The 22,824-nt window shown below is 62.2% G+C and carries 24 protein-coding genes and 1 tRNA gene; 16 read left to right on the top strand and 9 right to left on the bottom strand.

Annotated features, from left to right (window positions below; genetic code table 11):
* Both PAM7066_RS06800 and PAM7066_RS06795 read right to left on the bottom strand, forming a co-directional pair.
* Entirely contained in the window at window positions 1-1,881 is a 1,881-nt protein-coding gene (locus PAM7066_RS06800) for a TRAP transporter large permease (RefSeq protein WP_085853397.1), read from the bottom strand.
* Window positions 1,878-2,441, bottom strand: coding sequence for a TRAP transporter small permease subunit (locus PAM7066_RS06795; protein ID WP_085853396.1), 564 nt, complete (start codon window positions 2,439-2,441; stop codon window positions 1,878-1,880). The genes PAM7066_RS06800 and PAM7066_RS06795 overlap by 4 nt, the downstream gene beginning before the upstream one ends.
* A 153-nt stretch (window positions 2,442-2,594) precedes the next feature.
* On the opposite strand from PAM7066_RS06795, the gene PAM7066_RS06790 reads away from it, so the two are divergent.
* Window positions 2,595-3,716 carry a Gfo/Idh/MocA family protein gene (locus PAM7066_RS06790; RefSeq protein WP_085853623.1) on the top strand — a complete coding sequence of 374 codons (1,122 nt, stop codon included), beginning with the start codon at window positions 2,595-2,597 and terminating at the stop codon, window positions 3,714-3,716.
* Here PAM7066_RS06790 and PAM7066_RS06785 read toward each other — a convergent pair.
* Together PAM7066_RS06785 and PAM7066_RS06780 are read right to left on the bottom strand one after the other, a co-directional pair.
* On the bottom strand, window positions 3,713-5,122 hold the full coding sequence (locus PAM7066_RS06785; RefSeq protein ID WP_245749614.1) for a hypothetical protein: 1,410 nt from the start codon (window positions 5,120-5,122) through the stop codon (window positions 3,713-3,715). The genes PAM7066_RS06790 and PAM7066_RS06785 overlap by 4 nt on opposite strands.
* 75 nt (window positions 5,123-5,197) lie before the next feature.
* Window positions 5,198-6,166 (bottom strand): formylglycine-generating enzyme family protein, encoded by a 969-nt coding sequence (locus PAM7066_RS06780; protein WP_085853394.1) that lies wholly within the window; start codon window positions 6,164-6,166, stop codon window positions 5,198-5,200.
* 158 nt (window positions 6,167-6,324) lie between these two features.
* On the opposite strand from PAM7066_RS06780, the gene PAM7066_RS06775 reads away from it, so the two are divergent.
* From PAM7066_RS06775 to PAM7066_RS06740, 7 genes are all read left to right on the top strand, one after another.
* Window positions 6,325-7,143: an NAD-dependent epimerase/dehydratase family protein gene (locus PAM7066_RS06775; protein ID WP_085853393.1), complete on the top strand. Its 819-nt coding sequence runs from the start codon at window positions 6,325-6,327 to the stop codon at window positions 7,141-7,143.
* A gap of 148 nt (window positions 7,144-7,291) precedes the next feature.
* Complete coding sequence (locus PAM7066_RS06770) at window positions 7,292-8,491, top strand: ABC transporter substrate-binding protein (protein ID WP_085853392.1); 1,200 nt, start codon at window positions 7,292-7,294, stop codon at window positions 8,489-8,491.
* Window positions 8,492-8,560: 69 nt separating this feature from the next.
* Complete coding sequence (locus tag PAM7066_RS06765) at window positions 8,561-9,349, top strand: ABC transporter ATP-binding protein (RefSeq protein ID WP_085853391.1); 789 nt, start codon at window positions 8,561-8,563, stop codon at window positions 9,347-9,349.
* Window positions 9,346-10,179 (top strand): ABC transporter ATP-binding protein, encoded by an 834-nt coding sequence (locus PAM7066_RS06760; protein ID WP_085853390.1) that lies wholly within the window; start codon window positions 9,346-9,348, stop codon window positions 10,177-10,179. The genes PAM7066_RS06765 and PAM7066_RS06760 overlap by 4 nt, the downstream gene beginning before the upstream one ends.
* Window positions 10,180-10,271: 92 nt before the next feature.
* A complete protein-coding gene (locus tag PAM7066_RS06755) occupies window positions 10,272-11,282 on the top strand; it encodes a branched-chain amino acid ABC transporter permease (protein ID WP_085853389.1) in 1,011 nt (336 codons plus the stop codon).
* Window positions 11,279-12,583 carry a branched-chain amino acid ABC transporter permease gene (locus PAM7066_RS06750; RefSeq protein ID WP_085853388.1) on the top strand — a complete coding sequence of 435 codons (1,305 nt, stop codon included), beginning with the start codon at window positions 11,279-11,281 and terminating at the stop codon, window positions 12,581-12,583. Before PAM7066_RS06755 ends, PAM7066_RS06750 begins: the two co-directional genes overlap by 4 nt.
* 251 nt (window positions 12,584-12,834) lie before the next feature.
* Window positions 12,835-14,094, top strand: coding sequence for a tyrosine-type recombinase/integrase (locus tag PAM7066_RS06740; protein WP_085853387.1), 1,260 nt, complete (start codon window positions 12,835-12,837; stop codon window positions 14,092-14,094).
* Between the two features lie 53 nt (window positions 14,095-14,147).
* On the opposite strand, the gene PAM7066_RS18885 is transcribed toward PAM7066_RS06740, so the two are convergent.
* Complete coding sequence (locus PAM7066_RS18885; RefSeq protein WP_175484583.1) at window positions 14,148-14,315, bottom strand: hypothetical protein; 168 nt, start codon at window positions 14,313-14,315, stop codon at window positions 14,148-14,150.
* On the opposite strand from PAM7066_RS18885, the gene PAM7066_RS18545 reads away from it, so the two are divergent.
* The 8 genes from PAM7066_RS18545 (at window position 14,304) to PAM7066_RS06705 (ending at window position 20,928) form a co-directional block, all read left to right on the top strand.
* On the top strand, window positions 14,304-14,711 hold the full coding sequence (locus PAM7066_RS18545) for a hypothetical protein (protein ID WP_139214958.1): 408 nt from the start codon (window positions 14,304-14,306) through the stop codon (window positions 14,709-14,711). The genes PAM7066_RS18885 and PAM7066_RS18545 overlap by 12 nt on opposite strands.
* Before the next feature lie 209 nt (window positions 14,712-14,920).
* Window positions 14,921-15,133, top strand: coding sequence for a helix-turn-helix domain-containing protein (locus tag PAM7066_RS06735; protein WP_090928795.1), 213 nt, complete (start codon window positions 14,921-14,923; stop codon window positions 15,131-15,133).
* Window positions 15,134-15,370: 237 nt separating this feature from the next.
* Window positions 15,371-17,734 (top strand): DUF5906 domain-containing protein, encoded by a 2,364-nt coding sequence (locus PAM7066_RS06730; RefSeq protein WP_085853386.1) that lies wholly within the window; start codon window positions 15,371-15,373, stop codon window positions 17,732-17,734.
* A 319-nt stretch (window positions 17,735-18,053) separates the two neighbouring features.
* Window positions 18,054-18,374, top strand: a complete 321-nt coding sequence (locus PAM7066_RS06725) for a hypothetical protein (RefSeq protein ID WP_085853385.1) — start codon at window positions 18,054-18,056, stop codon at window positions 18,372-18,374.
* Between the two features lie 254 nt (window positions 18,375-18,628).
* Complete coding sequence (locus tag PAM7066_RS06720) at window positions 18,629-19,432, top strand: hypothetical protein (protein WP_139214957.1); 804 nt, start codon at window positions 18,629-18,631, stop codon at window positions 19,430-19,432.
* 280 nt (window positions 19,433-19,712) lie between these two features.
* Complete coding sequence (locus tag PAM7066_RS06715) at window positions 19,713-20,138, top strand: hypothetical protein (protein ID WP_139214956.1); 426 nt, start codon at window positions 19,713-19,715, stop codon at window positions 20,136-20,138.
* Window positions 20,138-20,410, top strand: coding sequence for a hypothetical protein (locus PAM7066_RS06710; protein WP_085853382.1), 273 nt, complete (start codon window positions 20,138-20,140; stop codon window positions 20,408-20,410). The genes PAM7066_RS06715 and PAM7066_RS06710 overlap by 1 nt, the downstream gene beginning before the upstream one ends.
* Window positions 20,407-20,928, top strand: coding sequence for a hypothetical protein (locus tag PAM7066_RS06705; protein ID WP_085853381.1), 522 nt, complete (start codon window positions 20,407-20,409; stop codon window positions 20,926-20,928). The genes PAM7066_RS06710 and PAM7066_RS06705 overlap by 4 nt, the downstream gene beginning before the upstream one ends.
* Here PAM7066_RS06705 and PAM7066_RS18540 read toward each other — a convergent pair.
* From PAM7066_RS18540 to PAM7066_RS06690, 4 genes are all read right to left on the bottom strand, one after another.
* Window positions 20,925-21,089, bottom strand: a complete 165-nt coding sequence (locus PAM7066_RS18540; RefSeq protein WP_139214955.1) for a GlsB/YeaQ/YmgE family stress response membrane protein — start codon at window positions 21,087-21,089, stop codon at window positions 20,925-20,927. The two genes, PAM7066_RS06705 and PAM7066_RS18540, sit on opposite strands and share 4 nt — an antisense overlap.
* 3 nt (window positions 21,090-21,092) lie before the next feature.
* Entirely contained in the window at window positions 21,093-21,614 is a 522-nt protein-coding gene (locus PAM7066_RS06700; protein WP_176237563.1) for a type II toxin-antitoxin system VapC family toxin, read from the bottom strand.
* Window positions 21,607-22,461, bottom strand: a complete 855-nt coding sequence (locus PAM7066_RS06695; protein WP_085853379.1) for a hypothetical protein — start codon at window positions 22,459-22,461, stop codon at window positions 21,607-21,609. Before PAM7066_RS06695 ends, PAM7066_RS06700 begins: the two co-directional genes overlap by 8 nt.
* Before the next feature lie 273 nt (window positions 22,462-22,734).
* Window positions 22,735-22,808, bottom strand: a tRNA-Cys gene (locus PAM7066_RS06690).
* Between the last annotated feature and the right edge of the window lie 16 nt (window positions 22,809-22,824).

Here is a 22,824-nt window from a genome sequence, read left to right as displayed (position 1 = left end):
TCAGTTGAAGTTGAAGCCGCCTGTCGACGGTTCTGGTTCTGGTTCTGGTTCAGGCTCGGGCTCGGGCTCCGGTTCCGCGTCGCCGCCGAAGTTGAAGCCTTCGGACTGGGGTTCGGGGGCCGGATCCGATCCGCCGAAGTTCAGGCTGTCCGGTCCCGTGTTGGGGGGCGCTTCGGGCTCGGCCTGTTCGGCGCCACCACCGAAGTTGAACCCCTCGCTCGGCGCCGTGTCGGTCTCCGCCTCTCCGCCGCCGAAGTTGAAGCTGCCGGGGGCCGGCGCGGTTTCGGTGGCCGGAGCATTCTGCCGGGCCTGCCGCGCGTCGTCGTAGTGGGTGACGAGGCCGGGCACCAGGATGACCAGCAGGATCAGCACGAACTGGATGCCGATATAGGGCAGCACGCCGCGATAGATCTCCCGCGTCTGGACGCCAGGCAGGCGTTCGCCGGTCTGGCGATCCTCCCTGTCCGTGGTCGGCGCGACGGATCTGAGGTAGAACAGCGCGAAGCCGAAGGGTGGCGTCAGGAACGACGTTTGCAGGTTCAGCGACAGGATCACGCCGAACCAGATCAGGTCGATCCCGAGGGTGTCCGCCACCGGCGCCAGCAGGGGCACGAGGATGAAGGCGATCTCGAAGAAGTCGAGGAAGCAGCCAAGGATGAAGATCACGATCGTGACGACGATGAGGAACCCGAACTGTCCGCCCGGAAGCGCCAGCAGCAGTTCCTCGAGCCAGACCTGCCCGTTGACGCCGTAGAAGGTCAAGCCGAAGACCCGCGCGCCGATCAGGATGAAGAGGACGAAAGCCGACAGCTTGGCCGTCGCCTCGACCGCCGATCTCAGGGTCTGCTTATCCAGCCGCCGCTTCGCAAACGCGAGGATCAGCGCCCCCACCGCGCCCATGGCGCCGCCCTCGGTCGGCGTCGCGATGCCAAGGAAGATGGTGCCGAGAACGAGGAAGATCAGCGCGAGCGGCGGGATCAGGACGATCACCACCTCTTCGGCAAGGCGCGACAGGAGGCCAAGCTTGAGGTGGCGGTTGGCCAGCGCGATGCCGAGGCACACGAGCACCGTGAACGCCGAGGCGAAGACGACGCGCGTGGCCGGGATGTAGCTCGAGAAGAGCAGCCGCGACGAGGCGAGGTAAAGCACCACCGCCAGCACAGCCATGGCGACCAGCGACCAGATGCCGCCGCCCAGGCGCCGCTCTTCCGGGGGCAGGGCGGGCACGGCGTTCGGTCGCAGCAGGGTCAGGCCCAGCATGTAGAGGCAGTAGGCCCCGATGACGATCAGCGCGGGGTAGAGCGCGCCCAAATACATGTCACCGACCGACACGCCCAGCTGGTCGGCCATGACGATCAGCACCAGCGACGGCGGCACGATCTGCGCCAGCGTCCCGGCCGCGGCAATGGTGCCGGTGGCGACCGCGGGGTCGTACTTGTAGCGCTGCATGATGGGGAGCGAGATCAGCCCCATCGCGATCACCGACGCCGCGACGACGCCCGTCGTGGCCGCCAGCAGCGCCCCCACGAGGATCACGGCGAAGGCCACGCCGCCGCGCAGGGGGCCGAAAAGCTGGCCAACGGTATCGAGCAGATCCTCGGCCATGCCCGATCTTTCGAGGATCAGGCCCATGAAGGTGAAGAACGGGATCGCCAGCAGCGTATCGTTCGACATGATGCCGAAGACACGTTCAGGCATTGCACGAAGAAGAGGCCAGAAGAGGTTGATGTCGTTGGAGTAATCGGAAAGTCCGACGCCGATGGCGAAGAAGGCGAGACCTCCGCCCGCAAGGGTCAGCGCCACCGGGTAGCCCAGCAACAGAAGGCCCATCACGCTGATGAACATGATCGGGGCGAGGTTGTGGGCGATAAGCTCGATCATGAGCGGGCCTCCTGCACGGGGGGCATTTCGTCCTCGGGTTCATGGCTCGGGAAGGGCATCGCGCCCGACAGCTGTGCCGACCGCTTGATGATCTCGGCCACGCCCTGTGCTGCGAACGAGATGAAGCCCAGCAGCACGAACAACTTGGCCGGCCAGCGGATCAACCCGCCGGCATTCGAGGATTGCTCGCCCGTCATGAAGGACGAGATGAAGAACGGCCAGGACAGCCAGACCATCAGCCCGACGAACGGCAGCAGGAACAGGATGTGCAGCGCGAGGTCGATGATCGCCCGGCCGCGTGCGGACAGGGTGGCCGACAGCACGTCCACGCGGACATGCTCGTTCTCGCGCAGGGTCCAGGCGGCGCAGAGCAGGAAGACCGCTCCGAACAGGTACCACTGAAGCTCGAGCCAGGCGTTGGACGAGATGTTGAAGCTCTTGCGGATGATCGCGTTGCCCGCAGACACGAGCACCGCCGCCAGGATCAGCCACGCCACGACCTTCCCGATCCAGCCGTTGACGCGGTCGATCGCCCGCGCGAGCGAAAGCAGTGCCCTCATCCCCTGTTCTCCCCTGCAATGTCCCGAGCCCTTCATTGCTCATGCGGATGCATCAAACAAGGTTGCGCGCGCATGTCGAACGCCGAGAATCCTCTTGCGCGCCGCCCGTCGCGATGGGTCTATGCGCTCGGTCAGTCGCCGGGGAGGGGCGAAATGAGCGGAAACACCGCCAAGCGCGTCACGTACGGGGTCATCGGCTGCGGCATGATGGGCCGCGAGCACCTGCGCAACATCGCCCTGCTGGACGGGGCGGAGGTGGGCGTGATCTTCGAACCCGATGCCGAGATGCGCGCCCGTGCCCGCGATCTGGCGCCGCACGCGGTCTTCGTCGAGGACCTCGACGCGCTGCTCGCCCACGAGCCGCTCGACTGCCTGCTGATCGCCAGCCCGAACTTCCGCCATGTCGAGCAGTTGCACACCATTGCCGCGCGTCGGCCCCTGCCGGTGCTGGTCGAAAAGCCGCTCTTCACCGGGATGGATCAGGCGTCTGCCATCGATGACCTGATGCGCGACTACCCGGCGGCGATCTGGGTGGCGATGGAGTATCGCTACATGCCGCCCGTCGCGGCCTTCCTTGCCGAAGCGCAGGACGTGACGGGCGGGATCACGATGCTGTCGATCCGCGAGCACCGCTTTCCGTTCCTCAACAAGGTCGGCGACTGGAACCGCTTCAACCGCTTCACCGGCGGCACCTTCGTGGAAAAGTGCTGCCACTTCTTCGACCTGATGCGGCTGGTGCTGGGCGCCGACCCGGTGCGGGTCATGGCCATGGGCGGGCAGGCGGCGAACCACCTGTTCGAGACCTACGCCAACGGCTCGCCCGACGTGTTCGACCACGGCTACGTGCTGGTCGAGTTCGCCAACGGCGCCCGCGCGATGCTCGAGCTGTGCATGTTCGCCGAAGGCTCGCAATGGCAGGAGGAGCTGATGGCCGTCGGCCCCCGCGGCAAGATCGAGGCTTTCGTGCCCGGCCCCGGCCGGTTCTGGCCCGACAGCCTCGGCGCGCCTCCGGTGCCCGAGCTGGTGGTGTCCCCGCGCGAGCCGATGGGACCGCGGACCCGGCAGGTGCCGGTGGACCCGACGCTGCTGGCGGCGGGCGACCACAACGGCTCGACCTATTTCCAGCACCGCGGCTTCATCGAGATGGTGCGGGGCGTGCGCGCGGTGCCCGAGGTGGGGCTGTCGGATGGCAAATGGGCCGTGTTGATAGGGCTCGCAGCGCAGGCGTCCATGGTCGAGGGGCGCGCGGTCTCGATGGACGAGATGCTCGGCTAGAGCAGGCGCGCCAGCAGCAGGATCCAGCCCGACAGAACGACGCCGCAGGTCAGCGCGTAGACACCGTTCCAGCGCAGTCCGGCGTGCAGCGCGCTGACCCGGCCGAAATTGGCGACCAGCAGGACCGAGGCCGTGAAAGGCGAGGTCGCGCCGCTGAGTGCCCAGCCGCTGGTGATGGCGCAGACCATGACGGCGGGCGCAATCCCGAGCGCCTCGGGCGCGGGCAGAAGCGGCCCGAACAGCGACACGGCAAGGATCGGGTTCATGCCGATCTGCCCGGTGAACGGGATCAGCCAGAAGACGGAAAGCAGCACGACCCATGCCGGAAGTGCCGTCAGGTCGAAGCCAATGTGCCCTGCCAAGGGCGCGGCGAGCGCCGAGCCCAGTGAGCCGATGACGCCCGCCATGACCAGCAGCGTGATCTCGGTCTTCAACGCCGGAAGGTCCGCAGTTGCGAACTGCCCCGCGCGCGACAGGGCCGCGGTGCCGCGCGCGCCGCCCCGCGTGCCGGGTTGAAGCGCCACCCACGCCAGCGACAGGATCGGCACGATCGCCATGACCGCGCCGAAGATGCGGACGCCCGTGACCAAGTGCAGGGTGGCGGCCGAGCCCAGAAGCACGGCGAGCAGCGTCAGCAGCGGGCGAAGGTGGCGCAGCCATTGCCCCTCGGCGGGGCCGTGCTGTGGCGCAGGGTGGGACAGGCGCGGCTTGAACACCGTGTCGAGCGTCCAGCCGATCCCGGCCAGAAGCGCCGAGCTGACAAGGCAGAAGGGCACCGCCGCCGCCCATGCGGACCCCGGCACGACGCTGAGCGAGATCGCCGACGCGAAAGCGAGGGGTGACCACGGCAGGGTAGAGATGAAGCCGCGCTGGATCGCGACCAGCATCCTCCGGGTGCGGTGGCGCTGGACCTCGGGGTCGTCCGTCGTCTCGGCGTTTTCGGTGGCGAGCGCGCCCAGAAGCGAGATCGACCCGTACATCAGCACCAGACCGAACGCCTGCCCGCCCAGTGTCAGCGCCACGTAGCGCCGGCCAGGGGGCTGGCCCGCGAGGAACCGCCCGCACTCGAGGATGCCAGGATCGGTGATCGCGGCACTTCGGATCGCGGTGAGCGCGGTGAAGAACGCCGCGATGAAGGCGCCGCGGACGAAGGCGGCGGCCAACGCCTCGGGCCACTCGGGCAGGATCGCCACCGCCGCGACCAGAAGCGCCGCTCCGATCGCCAGGAAGATCGCGGCCTTGCGCGGCACCTGTGGCGCAAAACAGGCGAGACCGGCGAGGGTGCAGCCGATTGCCATCCACGAGAGTGCGGGCAGTGCGGTGAACTCGTGGGGGATCGAGACCAGCAGCGCGCCGGCCATGGCGATCCCGCCCATGCGGTCGCGTCGCGCCGCGCCCGACGTCACTCCTGCCCCCGTGGGCGTGTCGGCGGATCGCGGGTCACGAGGCCCTCCTGCGCGGATCTCTGGCCGGGGCCAGTCTCACAGGGGGGCCGCCACCCGGAACCCCGCGTTCGATGTCGAACTGTCGGGATCGTTCCGAGTGCGGGAATGGACGTGGTACCTGTCGCAATAGCTCGCGTGGCACAGGAACGATCCGCCGCGCTGGATGCGCTGCCAGCCGTCCGAGGGGCCGGTGGGGTTCCGCTCGGGCAGGCGTCCCGGCGCAGGTCGGGGGCCGTAGCGGTCGGCGACCCACTCCCACACGTTGCCGGTCGTGTTGAAGAGGCCGTAGCCGTTGGGCTCGTAGGCATCCACGGGAGCGGTGCCGACGAAACCGTCCTCGGCCGTGTTCTCGTGGGGAAAGTCGCCTTGCCAGATGTTCATGGCGTGGCCGTCAGGCTCGAGCCGGTTGCCCCAGGGGAACTTCTTGCGGGACAAGCCGCCGCGCGCGGCACGCTCCCATTCGGCCTCGGTCGGCAGGCGCAGGCCGGCCCAGGTGCAATAGGCCAACGCATCGAACCAGGCGACATGGGTGACCGGATGGTCGGCCCGGTCGCGCCAGTCCGATCCGGGTCCCTCTGGCGCGGCCCAGTGCGCGCCGTCCACGCGGCGCCACCACGGCAGGCCGGGCGGGTGGTGCGGATGCCGGGCCGGGTCGGGGAGGAGGAGGTGGAAGACGACGCTCCACCCCTCGGCCTCGGCGACGGTGCGGTAGCCGGTGGCCTCGGCGAAGCGGGCGTATTCGGCGTTCGTGACCGAAGTGGGCGAGATCAGGAACGGGTCGAGCTTCACCTTCCGCACAGGGCTGTCGAGATCGTCCGGATACGTCGACTTGCGGGCGCCCATCTCGAAGATGCCGCCGGGGATCTCGGTCAGGCGGGCGCGCAGGGAACCGCGCTCGGCGCCGTCCGCCCGGAAGACGGAGAGAGCGCGATCCTCGTGCGGATCGCGGGAGGTCTCGCCACGCGCGCCGGCGCAGCATCCCGTCAGGGTCGGGTCGTCGGTCATGCAGCCTTCCAACGCCATCGACACGCGGGCGTCAATGGACCGCCCGGTTTTGCGCAAGCCGCCCCGCAGCGGCAGGCGGGCCGTGACAGCGACCCTCTCGACCCCGCCGGCGAAGGGTGCTCTGTCTGGGGTGAACGTCCCCAGACCGGAGCCGCCCGATGACGACGCCCAGATTCGACACCCTCCTTCTGACCGGCGCGGCCGGCGCCCTCGGCACCGAGCTGCGGCGCGCGCTGGCGCCCCTGACGAGGACGCTGCGCCTGAACGACCGGGAAGAGATCGCGGACCTGACGGATGGCGAAGAGGCGGCGATCTGCGACCTCGCCGACGAGAAGGCGGCGATGGCGATGTGCGAGGGGGTCGACGCTATCGTCCATTTCGGCGGCGCGCCGCTGGAGAAGCCGTGGGACGAGGTGCTGAACTCGTCGATCCGGGGCAGCTACCACATCTACGAGGGCGCGCGACGGCACGGGGTGAAGCGGGTCGTCTACGCGTCCTCGGTCCACGCCATCGGCTTCCACGCCATCGAGAGCCATATCGACGCCACAGCGCCGCACCGGCCCGACAGCCTCTATGGCCTGTCCAAGTGCTTCGTCGAGGACCTCTCGCGGCTCTACTGGGACAAGTACGGGATCGAGAGCGCCATGCTGCGGATCTTCTCGAGCTATCCCGAACCGCGTGACCGGCGGATGCTGTGGTCGTGGCTCAGCTTCGACGACATGACGGCCCTCGTGATCGCCGCGCTGACGGCGCCGCATGTGGGCCACACGATCGCGTTCGGGTCGTCGGACAACCCGATGAAGGCGTTCGACAACCGCCTCGCCGGGCATCTGGGCTGGCAGCCCGGGGACAGCTCGGCGCCGTTCCGCGAGGGAATCGAAGCCCGGACCGACACACCGAACCCCGCCGACAAGGCGGTGCAAAACTACGGCGGCTGGTTCTGCAACCTCGGCCATCCGGACGACGAGGCGAACTGACCCTACGGAACACCGGCCGGAACAGCCGAAAAATCGCATCGACGACCGCGAATTATGCCATTACGACTCGATACCTAAGCAAAAGCGCGGGCGAAGCACCGTTCGCGCAACAAACGGCCGAAACGGTCGACACGACAGAGAGAGACTCATGAAACATCTTCTTGCTACCACCGCCGCCGCCGCGACCCTCATCGCAGGCGCCGCCTTCGCCCAAAGCGGGACCGACCCCGTCAAGATGGGCGTGCTGCTCAGCTTCACCGGCCCGATCGAAAGCCTGAGCCCGGCCATGGCCTCGGGCGCCGAGATGGCGATCTCGGAAGCGTCGGGCAACGAGAATTTCATGGGCGGCACCTCGATCGAGCCGGTCCGTGCCGACGCGACCTGCGTCGACGCCGCCGCCGCCACCGCCGCGGCCGAGCGGATGATCACCTCGGACGGCGTGACCGCGATCATGGGCGCCGACTGCTCGGGCGTGACGACCGCCGTGCTGTCGAACGTGGCCGTGCCCAATGGCGTGGCGATGATCTCTCCTGCCGCGACCTCGCCGGCCCTGTCGAGCGCCGAGGATAACGGCCTGTTCTTCCGCACCGCGCCCTCCGACGCGCGGCAGGGCGAGGTCATGGCGAACATCCTGATCGAGGAAGGTATCGAGGAAGTCGCCGTCACCTATACCAACAACGACTACGGCAACGGCTTCGCCGACGCCTTCATCGCGTCCTATGAGGATCAAGGTGGCACGGTGACGCTGTCGGCCAGCCACGAGGACGGCAAGGGCGACTATTCGGCCGAAGTCGGCGCGCTGGCCTCGGCCGGTGGCGATGCGCTGGTGGTGCTGGGCTACGTCGACCAGGGCGGCGCCGGAATCATCCAGTCGGCGCTCGACACCGGGGCGTTCGACACCTTCGCCTTCGGCGACGGGATGATCGGCGACAGCCTGACCGAGCGCTTCGGCCAGTCCATCGAAGGTTCGATCGGGACGGCTCCGGGCGGCGAGAACGAAGGCGCCGACATGTTTCAGACCATGGCCGACGAAGCCGGCATCGACGGCACCTCGGTCTATGCGGGCGAAAGCTATGACGCCGCGGCGCTGCTGGTCCTCGCGATGGCGCAGGCCGAGTCCGCCTCGGCCGGCGACTATGCCGGTGAGATCATGGGTATCGCCAACGAGCCGGGCGAGAAGATCTATCCCGGCGAGCTGGCGAAGGCGCTGCAGATCATCGCCGATGGTGGCGAGGTCGACTACGAAGGCGCCACCGGCGTCGAATTCGTCGAGCCCGGCGAAGCGGCCGGCAGCTACGCCGAGTTCCGCGTTCAGGACGGTGCGCTGGAAGTGATCGGCTACCGCTGATCCTCGACCCACTTGACGAACCCGCAGCCCGGGGGCAAACCCCCGGGCTGTTCTTTTGAGGACCGGCGGATGATCGAAGTCCACGACCTACACAAGCATTTCGGCGGCTTCCACGCGGTGGACGGGGCCAGCCTGCGGATCGAGACAGGCTCGATCACCGGGCTGATCGGACCCAACGGCGCGGGCAAGACCACGCTGTTCAACGTGATCGCGGGGGTGCTGCCCCCGACGAGCGGCCGCGTGACGATGGAAGGTGCGGACATCACCGGCCTTCCGCCGCACGAGTTGTTCCACAAGGGCCTGCTGCGGACGTTCCAGATCGCCCATGAATTTTCCTCGATGACCTGCCGCGAGAACCTGATGATGGTTCCGCCGGGCCAGTCGGGCGAGGGGCTGTGGAACACCTGGTTCGGCCGCAAGCGCATCGCCGACGAGGAACGCGCCCTTGCCGCCCGCGCTGACGAGGTGCTCGAGTTCCTGACGATCTCGCATCTTGCGGATCACAAGGCGGGGCAAGTCTCTGGCGGGCAGAAGAAGCTCCTGGAGCTTGGCCGCACGATGATGGTCGACGCCAAGATCGTCTTTCTGGACGAGGTCGGCGCGGGCGTGAACCGCACGCTTCTGAACACCATCGCCGACGCCATCCGCCGCCTGAACCAAGAGCGCGGCTATACCTTCGTCGTCATCGAGCACGACATGGATTTCATCGAACGGCTCTGCGACCCGGTCATCGTCATGGCCGAAGGCAAGGTGCTGGCCGAGGGCTCGCTGGCCGAGATCAAGGCCAATGAAGAGGTGATCGAGGCCTATCTGGGCACCGGCCTGAAAAACAAGGACAAGCTGGAGGCCCGGGCATGAGCGGCGCGAATGACGGCCCCTATGGCGGTCGCGGAGTCCGTGACGCCTCGATCGTGAACCCGCGGGCAGGGGGCGAGCTGGTCACGCCCGAACGCAGCGGCGATGCGACGCCCGCCGAGGGCGCGCCGTTCCTGGCGGGGCGGGGCATGACCGGCGGCTACGGCAAGGGTCCGGACATCCTGCACGACTGCACGATCTCGGTGAATCCGGGGCAGATCGCGGTGATCGTGGGGCCGAACGGCGCCGGCAAGTCCACCGCGATGAAGGCGATCTTCGGGATGCTGCCGCTGCGCGAAGGGTCTGTCGTGCTCGACGGGCAGGACATCACGGCGCTTTCCCCGCAGGACCGGGTGAAGGCCGGAATGGGGTTCGTGCCCCAGACGAACAACATCTTCGCCTCGATGAGCGTCGAGGAAAACCTCGAGATGGGCGCCTTCATCCGGCAGGACGACATCCGCCCGACGATGGAGCAGGTCTACGACCTGTTCCCGATCCTGCGCGAGAAGCGCCACCAGCACGCGGGCGAACTGTCCGGCGGGCAGCGCCAGCAGGTCGCCGTGGGCCGCGCGCTGATGACCAAGCCCAAGGTGCTGATGCTGGACGAGCCGACCGCGGGGGTCTCACCCATCGTCATGGACGAGCTCTTCGACCGGATCATCGAGGTCAGCCGCACCGGCATCCCGATCCTGATGGTCGAACAGAACGCCCGCCAGGCGCTCGAGATCGCGGATCGCGCCTACGTGCTGGTGCAGGGCGCGAACGCCCATACCGGCTCGGGGCGCGAACTGTTGGCCGATCCCGAAGTCCGCCGGTCGTTCCTGGGCGGCTGAGTGATGCAAAATTCGAGAAGAAACATTCGGACGTCCGGACGGCCGGGCGCGAGCCAAGCAATTCACACCGGGTTCTATGAGGGGGCGGGCTGATGGAGCCGATCAACGCGATCGTGGCGCTGATGAATTTCGTGGTGATCCCGGCGACGGCCTATGGGGCGCAGCTGGCGCTGGGCGCGCTGGGAGTGACGCTGGTCTACGGGATCCTTCGGTTCTCGAACTTCGCGCATGGCGACTCGATGGCGTTCGGGGCCATGGCGACGATCCTGTTCACATGGGGGCTGCAGGCGCTTGGAATCTCGCTGGGGCCGATCCCGACCGCGCTTCTGGCGCTGCCGGCCGGAATCATCGTGACGGCACTGTTCCTGCTGGGGACGGACCGGGTCGTTTATCGCTTCTATCGACGGCAGAAGGCGAACCCGGTGATCCTCGTGATCGTCTCGATCGGTGTCATGTTCATCTATAACGGCGTCGTCCGTCTGATCGTGGGACCGGGAGACCAGTTCTTCGATGACGGCGCGCGGTTCATCTTCACCGTCCGGGACTTCCAGGCATGGACGGGCCTCGACGAGGGGTTCGGCCTGCGCACCAGCCAGGCGATCACGCTGATCACGGCGGTGATCGTGGTGGCGGCGCTGTTCTGGTTCCTCAACCGCACGCGCACCGGCAAATCCATGCGCGCGTTCTCGGACAACGAGGACCTGGCGCTGCTGTCGGGCATCAATCCAGAGAGGGTCGTGGCGGTCACCTGGGTGATCGTCGCCGCGCTGGCGACGCTGGCCGGCGTGCTCTACGGCCTCGACAAGAGCTTCAAGCCCTTCACCTATTTCCAGCTTCTGTTGCCGATCTTCGCGGCGGCGATCGTCGGCGGGCTCGGCTCGCCTGTCGGGGCGATCGCGGGTGGCTTCGTCATCGCGTTCTCCGAGGTGACGATCACCTACGCGTGGAAGCGGGTGCTGGCCTACGCGATGCCGGACAGCCTCGAGCCGTCGAACCTCGTCCAGCTTCTGTCCACCGACTACAAGTTCGCGGTCAGCTTCATGATCCTCGTGGTCGTTCTGCTGTTCCGGCCCACGGGCCTCTTCAAGGGGAAATCGGTATGAACGAGACCCTCCGCAACACGCTTCTCTTCGCCGGTGTGGCGATGATGATCGTCCTGACAGGCGTATTCCAGAGCTGGAACTCGGCGCTCGTCATCCTGAACATGGGGCTCGTCTCGGCGGTGATGGCGCTGGGCGTGAACCTGCAATGGGGGTTCGCGGGTCTGTTCAATGTCGGCGTCATGGGTTTCGTTGCCCTTGGCGGCCTGGCCACCGTGCTGGTGTCCATGCCGCCCGTCGGAGAGGCCTGGGCCGCAGGGGGCACCCGCATCCTGGCGGGCCTTGCGATCGGCGCTGCCACGATCACGGCGGCCATCCTGGCCTTCGGTCGCATGGCGCCGGGGCGGGCGCGCGTGTTGGTGGTTCTGGCGATCCTCGTCATAGGCTTCTTCGTCTATCGCGGCGTCCTCGACCCGGGCGTCGAGGCGGTGGAGCGGACGAACGCCGCCTCGACCGGCTACCTGGGCGGGCTCGGCCTGCCGGTGATCCTGTCCTGGCCGGTGGGCGGGCTGATCGCCGCGGGCGCGGCCTGGATCATCGGCAAGACGGCGCTGGGGCTGCGGTCGGACTACCTGGCCATCGCGACGCTCGGGATCGCCGAGATCGTCATCGCGGTCCTCAAGAACGAGGACTGGCTCGCGCGGGGCGTGAAGAACGTCATCGGCCTGCCGCGCCCCGTTCCCTACGAGGTGGACCTGCAGCGCTCGCGCGAGTTCGGTGATATCGTCGGGGGGCTCGGCCTCGACCCGGTCACGGCGAGCGGCCTCTGGGTGAAGGCGAATTACGGCATCCTCTTCGCCATCGTTCTCGCGATCGTCTTCGTGCTGGCCCAACTGGCGCTGCATTCGCCCTGGGGCCGGATGATGCGCGCCATCCGCGACAACGAGACCGCCGCCCGCGCCATGGGCAAGGACGTCACGCGCCGGCACCTGCAGGTCTTCGTGATCGGCAGCGCGGTCTGCGGCCTTGCCGGCGCGATGATGACCACCCTCGACGGGCAATTGACGCCGGCCTCCTACCAGCCGCTGCGATTCACGTTCCTCGTCTGGGTGATGGTGATCGTGGGCGGATCGGGATCGAACCTGGGCGCGGTGCTGGGCGGGTTCCTGATCTGGTTCCTCTGGGTCCAGGTAGAGCCCCTCGGCCAGCTCGTGATGTCGGCGCTGGCATCGCCTTTGCCCGAGGGCTCGGCGCTGAAGGCACATCTTGCGACGTCCGCCGCGCATATCCGGCTGCTGACGATGGGCGTCGTGCTATTGCTGGTCCTGCGGTTCAGCCCCCGCGGCCTTATTCCCGAGAAATGACGTGGGCGCGCCGCTCGGCGCGTCCGTCTTCAGGTGCTTGTTCAGGGGATGGAGGCGAGTACCGGAATCGAACCGGTGTGCACGGATTTGCAATCCGCTGCGATACGCCCCGCAGGACTTCTAACCTGACCATGTAGCCACGAAATTCCGTTGTTATGCAGGGAAAACACCCCTAACAAGTCCGTTGTAGGCACCGGCTACTTCTAATCAGCGTGGCTACATAGTGGCTACATTCAACGGGGGATGACCGGGTGGACCTATCCAAGAAGACGATTGATGCGGTGCCTCACCCCGATACGGGTCAGAAGTTCTACTGGTTTGACACGCCACGGGGGTTTGGGCTGAGGGTCACGCCTACGGCCAAATCCTTCATATTCGATGGGCGCGTGAACGGGCGTAAGCGGCGCGTCACCATCGGGCGCGTGGACGTGTTCGCAGACCTGAAGCGGGCACGGGCGGAGGCAACTCGCCACGCGGATGCGTTCAACAGGGGCGTTGATCCCGTAGCCGAGAAGGCGGGCAAGAAAGAGGCTGAAGCCTTGAAGGTGGCGCAGTCCCTGACGCTAGAAGATGCGGTCAAGCGGTACGTCTCTGCGCCCAAGAAGAAGGGGCGGGGATACGGTTCAGGCGTCAAGCTGAAGAAGGCCAGGACACTCCGCGATATCAACACCATCACGAAGCGACACTTCGGGGATTGGATGGCGACGCCAGTGACAGAAATCACGGGCGAAATGGTCAGAAAGCGTCATGCCGAAATCGCTTCAGTGGCACCTACGCAAGCTAATCTTGCGATGCGTTACCTTCGTGCGGCACTGAACCACGTGAACGACGAAAGCGACAGTGCCACGCCGCTCATCGCTGCAAATCCCGTTGATCGGTTGAAGCGGCTAAACCAATGGGCGGCGGCTGAACCGAAGAAAACACGGGTCGAGCGTGAAGACATTCCGCGTTGGGTAAGCGCCGTTCGCACGGAACTAACCGGGCTGAGGTTCGGGGCCGAACATCGCGACGCTTTGCTGTTCATCTTGCTGACTGGCGCGCGCTTGTCCGAAGTTTTCGGCAATGAACAAGATGGCTATCCCGCGCTCACATGGACGGAGGTTGATATAGAAAAGCGGACGGTGACGTTTAGAGACACCAAGAATCGCAGCGATCACCAGTTGCCCCTTGGCGCAAAGCTGACGGAAATCTTGAAGGCGCGAAAAGAAGTGTCCGGCAAGTATGTGTTCGGAAACTCAAAGGATGAAGTGTCGCACGATCTGCGAACCGCTTTCATACGCATCCACAAGGCCACCGGGTTGCGGGCAACCGCACATGACCTTCGCAGAACCTTTGCCGCCGTTGCGAACTCACTCGATATTTCCGCATACAAGTTGAAACGCCTGCTGAACCATATCAGCGGGAACACCAGCGACGTGACGGCAGGTTACGTGGGCGAAATCACCACCGACGATCTGCGCGATCCCATGCAGCGCATCGAAGACTTCATGTTGCGGGAAGTCGGCCCATGACCGCGCCGTATGACGTTGGCTTTGCGCATGCAGTACGGCGGGCTATGGGCGGTCTACGTCCGAAGGCTGGCGAGGATGTAGCCGCCGAAGGGAAGGCCCTTGCAGCCGTCCTGCGGTCCGGTCAGCCGCTCGATCAGCACGGGCTGGAACTGCTGGCGCAGGCCGTCACGGGCAAGCTGCGGAAGGGTAGCGGGCGCGCGGGCGAGACCATGTTTGCCCATGCCGTGCGCCGCGCAAGCGCCGCATGGCGTAGCGGGAAGGAAGACCGCCCTGCGGAGGCTGGCGCGATCCTGGCTGGCATGCTCCGATCACGGCAACCGCCGCTTGGGACGGGCGAACGTGAACTATTGGCCGAACTGTTTGCACCGCAGCCAGCGAATGAGCATGACGCACTGGCGGGACGGCCACCCAAAGGGGCAGGGCACCCCGATGTGGTTGCGGTCATGAACCACCTACAAAACGAAATCGCAAAGTCTTCGCTACACAAGAACGCGCTTGCCGACACGGCCAGTCATTTCAAGATCAGCGTTCGGACGGTTGAAGAATATGAGGCGATTACAAGGGAGCGCGAAGCCGCGACGAAAGCCGCGATACGCTCATTGTACGAAGACGACTGAAGCGGACAGCATATCCGCCGCAGGCCACCGCATCATTCTTATTTTTCAATCAATTAACGGCTAGGGCGAGGCAAAACGCCCGTCCTGTAGCCGCATCGTAGCCGCGTGGGCGACCCTGACCCCTTTTTTGCGGCCCACAACGCCTACCAACAAGCCCGAACGCGCAATACACCGACAGCATGATAGATCAATGCAGCGGGATTGCAGGTATGGAAAAGAACGTCACATTGCCCGCCATTGTTACGCAGGCGCAAGCGGCTGAGTATCTTGGCGTTTCGGAAAAGAAACTTGAGCGTGATCGCTGGTGCGAACGGCGAATTCCATATGTGAAGCTGGGCCGGAACGTCCGTTATCGGGCTTCTGATCTTCTCGCCTATGTTGAGCAAAGCGTTGTAGCAGCGGAAATACCTGTTGACCGCTGACGGCGCATTTCACTATCGTCGGCGGTGCAAGTCCTTTGCGATTGGAATAGAGGGCGGGACTGTCACTTTGCTTAGCCCGTTTGAGCATTGCCCGCCCTCACCCCACGCTTAGACCGCTTGTGCGGGGCCGGATGGTCAACGTCGGGAGGAAGCCCCGGCGCGTCGGTCGGATGACCGGAAGTCGTAATAGCTTGACAGCTATTTTTCATTCCAATCCGATCTAGGACTTATTTCCCAATGAACATCGCAACGCCAGCGCAATCTAGCGCCGCTGAACCCGCGCCTATTCAAAACTTCACGCTCGCAAACGCCTTTGTTTCAACCATTGGTTCGCATGATGAAGTGTTTGATTTCCGAGCGATCAGCGATGTAAGAAGCGACATTCCGGCAATCCCGTTTCGAGGAACGCTTGCGGATTGTTGGCGCTCAATAATTTTCTACAACAATCAGCAGTACGGCATATTTGTCGTGATCAGCGAGTTGGACGGGCAGGGACGCGACCTTATGAACGTGTCGCGAGTGCGCGCACATTTCGTCGACCTAGACAACGTATCAGCAATGCAGAACTTGCAACGTGCTGCGTCGTGGTATCCTGCGCCCGCGTTTGCGGTGCAGTCGAGTGCAGGTAAGGCGCATGTTTATTGGCCGGTTCAACCGTATTGTAATAATGATCGGTTCACGCTCAATCAACGCAAGTTCGCGCAGTTTTTCGATGGTGATAAATCCATCGTTGACGCGACAAGGCTCATGCGCCTGCCGGGCACCTACCACCAAAAAGGCGAGCCGCAACTGGTAACGTGGTCGCCGTTGCCCGGTTACGGGCAACGTTATGACGTGACGGTGTTGGAAGCCGCGCTTGCGACGGTCAACGTAGTCGAAAGCTACAGTGATCGTCATAACCTGGGCGATCCCGATCAAGCCGCGCCGTCGCTCGATTGGCTGCGGTACGCGCTCGCGCATATTGATCCGAACAAGCTTGTCCGCAGCGATTGGATCAGCTTCATGGCAGCGTTCAAGCAAGCGGGTTGGAACCATGCGGACGAAGCCACGCTTTTCGGCATGTGGTCCGAATGGTGCGCGCAGTATGCGGCGGATGATCCCGCCGAGAACCGCAAACAGTGGCAGTCTATCCGTGAGACGCAAGTTGGTTGGGGTTCCATCCTGCGGCGCATCCCTGCCGTTGGCGGGCAATACCTGCTCGCAGGGCGCACGGTTGCGCCACAGGCCATAGTGCCACAGGGCGCGCCTGCACCTGCCGACCCCGGCACCGCACACCCTAGTCCGCCTGCACCGCCCGGTATGGATTGCAGCGGCGAAATGCTGACCGACATAGAGCAGCGCCAATGGTTCGCGGGCTGCACATTCGTTACTAGTGAATGCAAAATTCACACGCCGCACGGCGAAATGATGAATGAAAAAACATTCAACGCCGTCTACGGAAATAAGAAATTTATCTATGACGAGCAGGCCAGCGTAACGCAAAACGCGTGGGCCGCTGCAACAAACTCGACGCTTTGGACAATACCAAAGGTTTTCGGCACACGCTTTCTACCCGACCGCGCTCATGGCGAAGTCATAACCGACGACATGGGGCTTACGTACGTCAACGTGTATCGACCAGCAAACATCAAATGCGAACCCGGCGACGTTACGCGGCTCTTGAGTTTTCTTGAAAAGCTATTGCCTGATCCAAACGACCGACAGCTACTCATTCAGTTTATTGCCCACAACGTGAAGTATCCGGGGCACAAGATACCGTGGGCACCCGTGATCCAGTCTACCGAAGGCGTCGGAAAAAACATAATCAAGCACATTCTTCAATACACGATGGGACGGCGTTACTTCTACTCGCCCAAGGCAAGCGACCTACTCAGCAGCGGCGCGAAATTCAATGCGTGGCTGCAAAATAAGCTTTTGATCCTCGTTGACGAAATCAAGGTCGATGATAAGCGCGAACTCGTTGAAGTCTTAAAACCACTGATATCTGAGGCTGAAGGCGAGGTTCAAGCGAAGGGGCAAGACCAGCGGGAAGCCGACACACCCGCGAATTGGGTGTTCTTCACGAACCACAAGGACGCGGTTCCAGTTGAAAAAAATGGACGGCGTTATGCGATATTCTACAGTGCAATTCAGTCGCATGACGACTTGAAGTCACGCGGCATGGACGACGCCTATTTTCACGAGTTCTATAGGTGGTTGGGCTGGCGAGTCCACGAAACCGGCCTCAAAGCAATCGCATATTACCTTTTGAACTATCCCGTTGAACGCGGCGCAATCCCAATGCGCGCGCCAAACACAACGAGCACTGATGAAGCCATACGTGTTTCGCGCGGGCCGATTGAACAAGCAATCCTTGAAGCGGTCGAGCAGGAGAGGCCCGGCTTCCGTGGTGGTTGGGTTAGTCGGACAATGGCAAAGAAGCTTTTCAAGCGCGATTATAGTCCGCAGGCGATCACAAAATGCCTGCAAAATCTTGGCTACACAAAAATAGGACGGGCGACGATGCCATATTTTCAGGAAGACAACGAGCGGCCTGAACTTTTCCACGTTAATAGGCGGGAAACCTGCTCAAATTATGCCGCCGCTCAGGGGTATCAGTGAGGTTCTGTCGTTCTGTCCATTTTCTGTCGGGCTAACCTGTTGAAGTTGGGCGGAAAAGACAGAACGACAGAACGGACGAGAATTCCCGGTTACCCACAGTAGGCAGTTATAACAACTCCCCTGTATAGCGCTCTACAATTCCTGTCTTTCTGTCTTTCTGTCGTTATCCAAAAATATCAGACACTTAGCGCCGACAGAAAATGACAGAAAGACAGAACCTAATTATGGCCTCTCATATCCCATAAATTATGGAAATTATGAGACCGCCCAGGCCACTGCCCCCCGTCCAAGACGAACAACCGATCATTTGGAGGATCACATGAGGGATCGGCAACCAATCACACTGAACGAAATCCTGAAGGCGCATGGGACGATCACGCCGCACGAGCTTGCGTCCATCTACGGCATGACCGACGACAAGCTGCCGTTCATTGCTGACATGCTGCGGACGCTTGGCTACCGGCCAGGGGCGGGCGGGCGCTGGCGCTACTGGTCGCCCGTGCGGCTGACGTTCCCGGACGGCATACCGTCAGCCACCGAACGCGTGGCCATCCGTAGGACGGCGGGCGGGGTGCCGGTCGAACAACGGTCGAGTGGATCGCACCGCCGCCGCACACCGCGCCATAAGTCGCCCGCCTAGCAGCGGATACCTAGTCCGACGATCAATGCGGACGCTGACGGGAAAATCTTGCATGATATCAATGCGAAGAACTTGCGTAGATGCTTGGCGGGTGGCGCGTCGGTCGCGTTGTAGCCGCATAGCAACCACGGCAGGCAATCTGACCCCTTTTTTGCGGTGGGGTGTGGCTGGCGTCGCGCGCCGTCACCCCGCACTTTGACGGTACTTGCTCGACCGTAAAAAAGGAAATTGAGATGTTCGGACACACAACCATAATGGCTCGCGTCGCCGCGTTCCCACAGGTTTTCGACAATTCGCCCCTGAATGACTATCCGGTGCCGCAGGTGCGGAACATCGACGGCGGAACCCTTATCACATCGCAAGGGACGAACGCGTTCATTCTTGCGCCGCACCCGAACGATACCGAGGAACTTAAAAAGACACTGGAATTCTTCGGAAACGCAACAACCATCGCCGCGAACGATATTGCTGCCGCAGCAAAAGACAGGCATCCCGCAAGAATGTATGAAGCCGCCTTCGAGATCACGGTGCGAATCATGCGCCGTCCTTTCAAGGAACTCGTGAGCGCGCTGATAAACCAAAAGCAAACTGCCCAGAACGATTTACGGAAGTTGTTTGAAGCCCATACAGTGATTGCTTCACGCGCCGCAGCAATCGCCAATTCATTGCTAGCAATGGACGCCAATCAAGTTATGACACGCGTTCCAAGCATGTCTGCCGACCAATTAGCAACGCTACTCAATTTGCGAAACCTAATCGCGCTTCCCGATGACATGTGGCGATCCGTCGAAATGAAATACGTGGTCGCGGCCAACTTTGACGGCGAGCGAACGTTGGGCGCTACTCAATTCGCGAAAAAGCCTTCACTCGAAGAACCGGCTGCATCGGGCGTCGATAAAGGTCAGCTTGCAAACTGGGTCGAAGCAAGAATGGCGCTTCTCGAAGCTACCGAAGCAAGAGTCTCTGAAATCTCGACTATGCTTCAACGCTACTGCGCGGTTGTTGCTGCAACTACCGACAAGCAGCCGTTTGAGATTTGGGCCGCGCTCTATGAGTGAAAAATTGGGACGGCTCGTCGCTGGGCCGTCCCAACCTATTAAGTAATTGAAGCGGTGTAAATTATGAAGTTACCTGCTGAAGTCTTCATACCTGCCGGGCGAACGATCAACGCAGAAAAACTCTATGTTGCGCTCGGCAGAAGTCGCCAATCTATGCTGTATCTCCGCAAGGACTGCGAGTTTCCTCAGGTCTACGGACGCAGTTCGACTGCGCACTATGATACTGCGGCGGTTTGTGATTGGTTGCAGGGACGGGGCGTTAAGGTGAGGTGGATATAACATGACGACCGATAATCTCCGTAAAGAAACCGATCAGGAAACCGGACGTGATAACTCTGGCCGGTTCACGTCGAACGGAAACGTAGGTCGCCCCCGAGGGACCAAGAATAAGGTGAGCGTTGCGGCGGTCGCAACAATTAGAAGCCTCACGGACGATGCGTTTCGCGGCCTTGCAGAGAATGTTCGCGCGAACGATCAACGCGCTATTCAATACGTCTTGGATCGTGTCTTGCCCGCTGGCAGGGTTGTTGAGTTGGAGGGCGCGACCACAGGTGCGGTGTCTGACGCGCTGGTGTCGGGGATGATCACGCCGGACGAGGCTAAGGCCATCACGGCATCCCTGGCGAAACTTCAGGAACTACAGGACATGGAAGCGCTCAAGGATCGGTTGGGGCAGATCGAGCGCCTACTAAGGGACGGCAGCTAGTGTCGCGCCTTATTAGTCTGAAGCTGAAGGCAAAGCGGATGTTGGAAGCGGCAGAGCGTAGCGCACCGCCCGACCTGCTGGCGAGCCTAACCGCAGGCCAACGTGTCTTTTACGACCGATGGTTGGTGCGCCTGAAGCAATCGGCGGGTGACGAGCCTGACGCCATGTATGCGGCCTCGCTGGAACAGGATTGGACGCCGCTCGACTTTCTACACCGCCACCACGGCAACCCCGAAGAAGCATGGAATAACTTGATTGGAAGAAGAAAATGATCAGCGACCAAGAACTAATGAAGATGAGCGCCGCAGTGGTTCGGCACCCCACAACTATCACAATTGTCTATGATGAACGAGGTATCGCGTTCTTCGTTGAGGGGAGGCAATTTGACGCTGTTCACGGAAAGCATGCGCTGAATAAAAGGGAACTACCTACGTTCGACAAATTCATATTCGACATGGGGCAGTGTGAACCTCATGTACGTTTGAGCGAAGAAGGTGTTGAATTGTCTTCTGTCGCGGTAACGCAGCTTCTGGTGTGGTATGGGAAAGCCAACGGAAATGAATTCAGCACGGATGACCTTGCGCGGTTCTTTGAAGGCAATGACTTGAATAGCGTTCAGTCCTTCTGGGAAAACGTGGCAATCCATATCTTTCTCAACACACCGCTGGATCAGCTTCCAAAGGGGCAGTCCCAGCGACTTTCCGTTATGCGGGAACGAACGCGCCATGCCGACTACTGGAACAGTCTGTTGCGTCACTGCGAGGGTGTGAAGGTCAAGGGTCGCGCTTAGCGACGAATAGCCCAGCCACCTAGGAAGCCGATCACTGCGCCTATCGGGCCAAAGAACAGTTCGCCGCCGTATCCGCTTCCGCCTGTGGTCACGCCCATCGAGACTCCAAAGAATATCCCGATGATAGCGCCGATGATCGCGAGAATGATGGCAAGCTTCATGCGCTAGTTTCGACTAGCAGGTTTCTGCTTGGCATGTTCGAAAAGCGCTCCATCGGTCGAGTGGTCGGGGTAGCAGATTAACAATGGATAGCCGTCCCGACAAACCAGCTTTTCAGAAAGGTGCAAAAGATCGTCTCGATCATACGTGTGCATGATCCTTACGCTCCATCGTAATGCTGATGCAAGGTGGACCGCGTCTGGATACTTAGTCAGCTTTGGCGTTTTGCGCCAAAGTTCCCTGGCGGTGTCCGCAATATCCACGGCAAGCGGTATCGGCTTGATGAATGGTTGGCGAAAAATATCCGATATCTTTTTGCCGCCAGCCACGGAGAGCGGCTTTGGCTCATGCTTTTCGCTGCTTAGCCTTCGGCACTCGATCATCGAAAGCGTGGACGTCCAGATTTCTGCCTTGCCGTCTCGCGCCCAGCTATAGACGATTTCAAGTTCCCGCTTTTTGCTTTCCTCGCCGTTTAGAAGGCCGATGAACGCACATGTATCCCAATAGAATTTCTCCGGCTTAGCCAAATGCTTCACCCCTTATTTCATCAAGGTGCTCTTGCATTGTCTTTTCGCCCAAAACATCAAGAGACTTTAGATCGTTCACGGAAACATCTGTCCACGGTACTTCCTCAAACTCGCTCGCATCGGCACGTTTCAAATCACCATCCGCGTTGTAATACAATGCTCCGGTGATATGAACTCTGCGCCCGTCCCAAACTTCGTTCCACTTGTGTTCGGGACCGACTTTTTCAGACAGTTCGTCTGATAGGACGCAAGTGAATTTCTTTTCTGAAAGCCTTTCAATTATATCCAGTGCTGGTTTCCCGTTCCAGCGCGTCAATCCAGATATTTCGCCCTCAACTGTGCCGAACTCTGTTCTCGTCCAGTCCGGTGCGCTTTCCCTTTCCGCGATTTCGGCTCTCTCAATAGCTGCCATCGCCATCCGTGCGTTCTGTGGCCGGATAATGAACGCTTCTTTGCCCGAAATCAGGACTTCGGTGCGAGCGATGTGCTTGGTATTCCTGCCGATAATTCTCTTGAGGGCTGGCAGCGCGTCGAAGACTACACCGCCAACTTGACCGTTTAGGAGGTTCCCCACGTCCTTTGACAGAATGCCGGATACACGGCCCGCCTCCATAGCCACCGACATGTCCGGCCTTACTGGATATGGCTCTGCGACAAGCGTGAACGGTGGACTGTTTGTGTGCGCTTCAGTGAGCCGCCAGACGATCTTGCGGTCCGAGCCTTCTATCGACTCCGAACGCTCCAAAGCCTCGATCATATCCAGGACTTGGTTGAGCGCGTCGGACACCGTGAGGTACTCCCCGGACAGGGGTTCTGGGTAGACCGTGACTGAAAATGTCTTAGTCATTCCTCACTCGCACGTTGATCACACAGCCTCAGTTGAGAGTCACATGTATGGCGCGGGCCGGGCACTGACAGTCGCACGGCCCAAACTGTCACACGGCACGGTTCGCTGACGTTAGCAGGCGGGTACGCACCGACAAGGTTTGTTCGACGTGTGACTAATCGGACCCAATCCACCCTCAGGAACCCGCACCCGCGTGGCTACAATGCGGCTACAGAAGCCCCGTGCAGACTGGCCTGCGGTGGCGGTTTTTCCGGCTAAGTCATTGATTTTGTTTGGAGGCGAGTACCGGAATCGAACCGGTGTGCACGGATTTGCAATCCGCTGCGTAACCACTCCGCCAACTCGCCAGAAGCCTTGCGGTGC

The sequence above is a fragment of the Palleronia marisminoris genome, assembly GCF_900172315.1.
GTDB classification, from domain to species: Bacteria; Pseudomonadota; Alphaproteobacteria; order Rhodobacterales; family Rhodobacteraceae; genus Palleronia; species Palleronia marisminoris.
The sequence above is the reverse complement of the archived record's forward strand: the minus strand, read 5'-3'. Positions and strand labels throughout refer to the sequence as shown.

Excerpts from the sequence above, each read along its gene's own strand:
- PAM7066_RS06780 (WP_085853394.1), bottom strand. The coding sequence starts at position 6,166 with ATGACCGACGACCCGACCCTGACGGGATGCTGCGCCGGCGCGCGTGGC.
- PAM7066_RS06705 (WP_085853381.1), top strand. The coding sequence starts at position 20,407 with ATGATCAGCGACCAAGAACTAATGAAGATGAGCGCCGCAGTGGTTCGG.
- PAM7066_RS06800 (WP_085853397.1), bottom strand. The coding sequence starts at position 1,881 with ATGATCGAGCTTATCGCCCACAACCTCGCCCCGATCATGTTCATCAGC.
- PAM7066_RS06695 (WP_085853379.1), bottom strand. The coding sequence starts at position 22,461 with ATGACTAAGACATTTTCAGTCACGGTCTACCCAGAACCCCTGTCCGGG.
- PAM7066_RS06795 (WP_085853396.1), bottom strand. The coding sequence starts at position 2,441 with ATGAGGGCACTGCTTTCGCTCGCGCGGGCGATCGACCGCGTCAACGGC.
- PAM7066_RS18885 (WP_175484583.1), bottom strand. The coding sequence starts at position 14,315 with ATGGGCAAACATGGTCTCGCCCGCGCGCCCGCTACCCTTCCGCAGCTT.
- PAM7066_RS06735 (WP_090928795.1), top strand. The coding sequence starts at position 14,921 with ATGGAAAAGAACGTCACATTGCCCGCCATTGTTACGCAGGCGCAAGCG.
- PAM7066_RS06760 (WP_085853390.1), top strand. The coding sequence starts at position 9,346 with ATGAGCGGCGCGAATGACGGCCCCTATGGCGGTCGCGGAGTCCGTGAC.
- PAM7066_RS06720 (WP_139214957.1), top strand. The coding sequence starts at position 18,629 with ATGGCTCGCGTCGCCGCGTTCCCACAGGTTTTCGACAATTCGCCCCTG.
- PAM7066_RS06715 (WP_139214956.1), top strand. The coding sequence starts at position 19,713 with ATGACGACCGATAATCTCCGTAAAGAAACCGATCAGGAAACCGGACGT.
- PAM7066_RS18540 (WP_139214955.1), bottom strand. The coding sequence starts at position 21,089 with ATGAAGCTTGCCATCATTCTCGCGATCATCGGCGCTATCATCGGGATA.
- PAM7066_RS06755 (WP_085853389.1), top strand. The coding sequence starts at position 10,272 with ATGGAGCCGATCAACGCGATCGTGGCGCTGATGAATTTCGTGGTGATC.
- PAM7066_RS06765 (WP_085853391.1), top strand. The coding sequence starts at position 8,561 with ATGATCGAAGTCCACGACCTACACAAGCATTTCGGCGGCTTCCACGCG.
- PAM7066_RS06775 (WP_085853393.1), top strand. The coding sequence starts at position 6,325 with ATGACGACGCCCAGATTCGACACCCTCCTTCTGACCGGCGCGGCCGGC.
- PAM7066_RS06790 (WP_085853623.1), top strand. The coding sequence starts at position 2,595 with ATGAGCGGAAACACCGCCAAGCGCGTCACGTACGGGGTCATCGGCTGC.
- PAM7066_RS18545 (WP_139214958.1), top strand. The coding sequence starts at position 14,304 with ATGTTTGCCCATGCCGTGCGCCGCGCAAGCGCCGCATGGCGTAGCGGG.
- PAM7066_RS06725 (WP_085853385.1), top strand. The coding sequence starts at position 18,054 with ATGAGGGATCGGCAACCAATCACACTGAACGAAATCCTGAAGGCGCAT.
- PAM7066_RS06730 (WP_085853386.1), top strand. The coding sequence starts at position 15,371 with ATGAACATCGCAACGCCAGCGCAATCTAGCGCCGCTGAACCCGCGCCT.
- PAM7066_RS06750 (WP_085853388.1), top strand. The coding sequence starts at position 11,279 with ATGAACGAGACCCTCCGCAACACGCTTCTCTTCGCCGGTGTGGCGATG.
- PAM7066_RS06770 (WP_085853392.1), top strand. The coding sequence starts at position 7,292 with ATGAAACATCTTCTTGCTACCACCGCCGCCGCCGCGACCCTCATCGCA.